At 66.8% G+C, this 1,139-nt stretch carries 1 protein-coding gene; it reads left to right on the top strand.

What is annotated here, in order from left to right; all coding sequences use genetic code 11:
• Positions 1–489: 489 nt before the first annotated feature.
• Positions 490–1,139, top strand: a 650-nt coding sequence (locus PV772_RS22965; RefSeq protein WP_347887699.1) for a DUF222 domain-containing protein, incomplete at its 3' end; no start/stop codon positions are given.

Below are 1,139 nucleotides of genomic sequence, written 5' to 3'. Positions count from 1 at the left end.
AAAGACTAGAGTTCAAGAAACCGATCGAACTGATCGAAAACCTCCTGTTGCAATGACCGCTTGAATCCGCCGATCCTCATTCGGGACAGCTGATGATGATGCGCCCTGCGGAGTTGGTTGCCATGGCACTTCCCGGACGCCCGGCACCACGTGGAGTCGAAGTCCATTTCCGTCGCCATGACCCACCTCTGTCCGCCGGCCACAGGATCTTCGATGACTGCGGGAATAGTGGGGAATGGTGCCAGGGCACATGATTCACCCATCTGCGGTCGCGGTAGAACGCCGGCGCGGCGCTGCAGGGGGTGAGAAACCGCCTTTTCCACATAGGACGTAGAGGCCGTCGGAATTGTCAGAGGGTGCTGGAAGACTCTGCTTATGGAAGCGGTTGAAGTGGGAGCAAAAGTACTGGAGGCGAAGCCTCAAGTACCTTGCATCGCTGATGTGCTTAACCTGTTGGCCCGTGTTCCCGTGGCTGCTGATGGTGCGGGCTTGATTGACCAGATTCGCGGGCTGGAGGAGTTGAAGTGCTTTGCCGGTGCCCGGCAGGCTGAGGCCGCTGTGGCTTTTGATCTGTCCCAGCGGCGGGAACAGGCCGACGCCGGGGTCCCGGCCGCCGGGCAGGGTGCCGGGGTCGCGGCGCAGATCGCCTTGGCAAGGCGGGAGTCCCCGGCCCGGGGTTCCCGGCTGCTGGGCCTGGCCAAGGCGTTAACCGGAATGCCGCACACGTTTGCCGCGTTCCGGGCCGGGCTGCTCAACGAGTGGCGGACCACCCTGATCGTGAAGGAAACCATCTGCCTCACGCCCGGGGACCGGGCCGGGGTAGATGAGGAACTCGCCGCCGATACCGGCGCCCTGGGCGGTGCGGGAGACAAGGCGATCATCGCCGCCGTCCGCGCCGCGGCGTACCGGCGGGACCCGGCCTCCGTCGCCAAACGCGCCGCCCGGGCCGTGAGCGAGCGGGCCGTGAGCCTGCGTCCGGCCCCGGACACCATGACCTACCTGACCGCGCTGCTCCCGGTCGCCCAGGGCGTGGCCGCCTACGCCGCCCTGGTCCGGGACGCCGACACCGCCCGGGCGGCCGGGGATGACCGGTCCCGTGGCCAGGTCATGGCCGACACCCTCATCGAACGCCTCACCGG

Source organism: Pseudarthrobacter sp. CC12, from assembly GCF_039907755.1.
GTDB classification, from domain to species: domain Bacteria; phylum Actinomycetota; class Actinomycetes; order Actinomycetales; family Micrococcaceae; genus Arthrobacter; species Arthrobacter niigatensis.
The sequence above is the reverse complement of the archived record's forward strand: the minus strand, read 5'-3'. Positions and strand labels throughout refer to the sequence as shown.